This window comes from Ferrovibrio sp., assembly GCF_029255545.1.
GTDB lineage: Bacteria > Pseudomonadota > Alphaproteobacteria > Ferrovibrionales > Ferrovibrionaceae > Ferrovibrio.
Map to the genome: position 1 here is coordinate 1 of NZ_JANLJJ010000057.1, position 3,183 is coordinate 3,183.

The 3,183-nt window shown below is 60.8% G+C and carries 3 protein-coding genes; all 3 read left to right on the forward strand.

Going from position 1 to position 3,183, the window contains the following annotated elements; genetic code table 11:
• Positions 1 to 690, forward strand: a 690-nt coding sequence (locus Q1J79_RS11600; RefSeq protein ID WP_300300415.1) for a methyl-accepting chemotaxis protein, incomplete at its 5' end; no start/stop codon positions are given.
• A 443-nt stretch (positions 691 to 1,133) separates the two neighbouring features.
• Positions 1,134 to 1,592 carry a cache domain-containing protein gene (locus tag Q1J79_RS11605; protein WP_300300418.1) on the forward strand — a complete coding sequence of 153 codons (459 nt, stop codon included), beginning with the start codon at positions 1,134 to 1,136 and terminating at the stop codon, positions 1,590 to 1,592.
• Positions 1,593 to 1,681: 89 nt separating this feature from the next.
• On the forward strand, positions 1,682 to 3,183 hold a 1,502-nt coding region (locus tag Q1J79_RS11610), incomplete at its 3' end, for a HAMP domain-containing protein (RefSeq protein WP_300300421.1).

The window sequence follows — 3,183 nt, forward strand, 5'->3', positions numbered from 1 at the left end:
CAGGATCTGGCGCAGCGCACGGAATCGCAGGCGGCATCCATCGAGGAAACCGCCGCGTCGATGCACGAGATCACCACGACGGTGAAGCAGAATGCCGACAACGCCCAGGCCGCCAACCAGCTGGCCGTCGCCGCGCGCGACACGGCAGAGAAGGGTGGTTCCGTGGTGTCTGATGCGGTGTCGGCCGTGACGCAGATCGAGGAAAGCGCGCGCAAGATTTCCGACATCGTCGGCCTGATCGACGAGATCGCCTTCCAGACCAACCTGCTGGCGCTGAATGCATCCGTCGAGGCGGCCCGCGCCGGCGAGGCCGGCAAGGGTTTTGCCGTGGTGGCGCAGGAAGTGCGCGCGCTGGCGCAGCGCTCGGCCAACGCCTCGAAAGACATCAAGGCGCTGATCCAGGAGTCGAATGCCCAGGTGAAGACCGGCGCGACTCTCGTGAACCAGACCGGATCGTCGCTGACCGAGATCGTCACGGCGATCAAGAAGGTGAGCGACATCGTGGCCGAGATCGCCGCCGCCAGCCGTGAGCAGGCCACCGGCCTCGATCAGATCAACACCGCCGTGGGCAGCATGGACGAGATGACCCAGCGCAATGGCGCTTTGGTCGAAGAGACCACGGCATCCGCTCAATCGCTGGCTGGCGAAGCGCAGCGTCTGGCCGAACTCGTCAGTTTCTTCAAAACCTGATCTTTGGTCGGCGCGGGATTCGCGCGCCAACGACTAGCTCTCCATGCGGATGGTTCGGTTTGATCATCCGCTGTGACGAATGGGGCGGAGCCAGGCCGATGAATGGCGCCGAAAGTCTAGTGCGGACGCTGCAGGCACCTCGGAGGCGCATTTCATAGCGACATTGGCTCGCGTGCGGATTTCGCGCTGACGACAACCAGACATTGTCGCTGAAAGCTGGCGTAAGGGAGTGGCGGGGGCTTTTTGCATCCATGGCGGATAATTCATCTGCGCCCTAATCAAAAAATAACCTGCCCGATGACGGTTTCGCCAAGGAAACTACGTTCATGCAGTTTTCGATAACGAGATCGGTGACTGTTGATGTTCGCCGGCTGTGCATCCGGCTGCATGTGCCGTCTGCCATCGGTGCTGGATGCTCAGTCATCACCCATAGGAGAGGTATTATGAAGGGCATGTTTGTGAAGCTGGCGCTGGTTGCCGGCCTGTTGTTTTCCGGCGCCGTCTACGCGCAGGACAAGGGTACCGCCGACGAGGCCACGACGATGGCCAAGAAAGCGATCACGGCCATCAAGGCTGACCGCGATAAGGCGTATGCCGCCATCAACGACAAGAACGACAAGGATTTCCACAACAAGGACCTCTATGTGTTCGTGTCGAAGGCCAGCGACGGCACGCTGGTCGCGCACGGCGCCAACACGGGCCTGATCGGCAAGGACCTCAGCGCCCTGAAGGACGTCGACGGCAAGCTGTTCCTGGCGGAGATGACCAAGCTGGCCAATGAGAAGGGTTCGGGCTGGGTCGACTACAAGTGGACCAATCCGGTTTCCAAGAAGATCGAGCAGAAGTCGACCTACGTCGAAAAAGCCGGCGATATCTATGTCGGTGTCGGCATCTATAAGTAAATCTAAGTAAATCGTAGTGATTGCATCCGGCCGCCCGCAAGGGTGGCCGGGTGCCTGCCGCTGCCAGTCAGCGGGTTGAGGAGGAAGTTGTGGCCACTGCAATTCTGAACCGTATGTCCCTGCGGAATTTGCCTATATCCATCAAGATCCTGGTGGCGCCAGTCATTCTGGCGGTTGCCATTGCGGTGATGGCTTTTGTTTTCAATGCGGGACTGGGCCGGCTGTCGGGAGCCATCGATGCCCTTTTCCACCAGGCATTCGCGCGCGACCGCAACGTCAACGCCATGCTGTACGACGCCACGGCAGTTCAGGCCAGCACTTACCGGATGATGAGCCTGCAGAGCGCAGGTGTCGATGCCAAGAAGATTGAGGAAGTCGGCAAGCAGGTCCTGCAACTTACGGGCCTCTTGCAGAAGCAAGCCGAGAGTTTCGAGAAGAATTTCAGCGCCGACGGTTCCGTCGACCCCGCGCAGAGCAAGGAGATGCTGGCAACGATCGCCGATTATGTGAAGTCGGCGCGCCAGACGGCTGACATGGTGACGATCGATGTTGGCACGGCTATCGCCTTCATGGTCGAAACCGAGGCCCAGTATGACAAGCTGCTGGTGCAGCTGAATGCGATTGCCAAAGCGGCCGGTGCGGCCAATAGCGCGTCCTACGACCTTGCGGAGGATGCGGCAAAGACGGCGCGAACCAGTTATTTCATGGTTCTGGCGATCGCGCTGGGTGTCGGCGTCGCCGTCGTCCTGATGATGTCGCGGATCATCGCCCGGCCGGTTGTACAACTGACGCAGGCCATGGCCGGGCTGGCCGGCGGCAATCTCGACGTTGAGGTGCCCGGCGCAACGCGCCAGGACGAGATTGGCGCCATGGCCCGGACGGTGGAAATCTTCAAGACGAATGCCGTCGAGAAGAACCGGCTGGAGACAGAGAGTACTCGCCAGCGGGAAGAGTCGGAGCATCGCCGGATTGCACGCGAGGCGCGTGAGAAAGCGGCTGGTGAAGAGATTGCCGCGCTGGTCAATAAGGTGGCGCAGGGTGACCTCACGGGACGTATTGATGAAAAGGGTAAGGAAGGTTTCTTTCTGGATGTCAGCCAGCAATTGAACCGTCTGGCGGCGACGCTGCAGACCATGGCCAACGAACTGGCTGAAGTAATGAGGGCCTTGGCCGGCGGCGACCTGACCAAGGCGGTGCGTGGCGACTATCGCGGCGTATTCGGCGAGCTGAAAGGCGGCGCCAACAGTATGGCGGAGCGACTGAGTGACTTTGCCGGACGTCTGACCGAAACTGCCGAAACGGTGCGGACCGCCTCGGCTGAGATATCGTCGGGCAGTCAGGATCTGGCACAGCGCACGGAATCGCAGGCGGCCTCCATTGAGGAAACTGCCGCCTCGATGCACGAGATCACCACCACGGTGAAGCAGAATGCCGACAATGCGCAGGCCGCGAACCAGCTCGCCGTCGCCGCGCGCGACACCGCCGAGAAGGGCGGCAGCATCGTCAGTGAAGCGGTAACGGCTGTGACCCGGATCGAAGAGAGCTCACAGAAGATCGTGGACATCGTGTCGCTGATCGACGAGATCGCCTT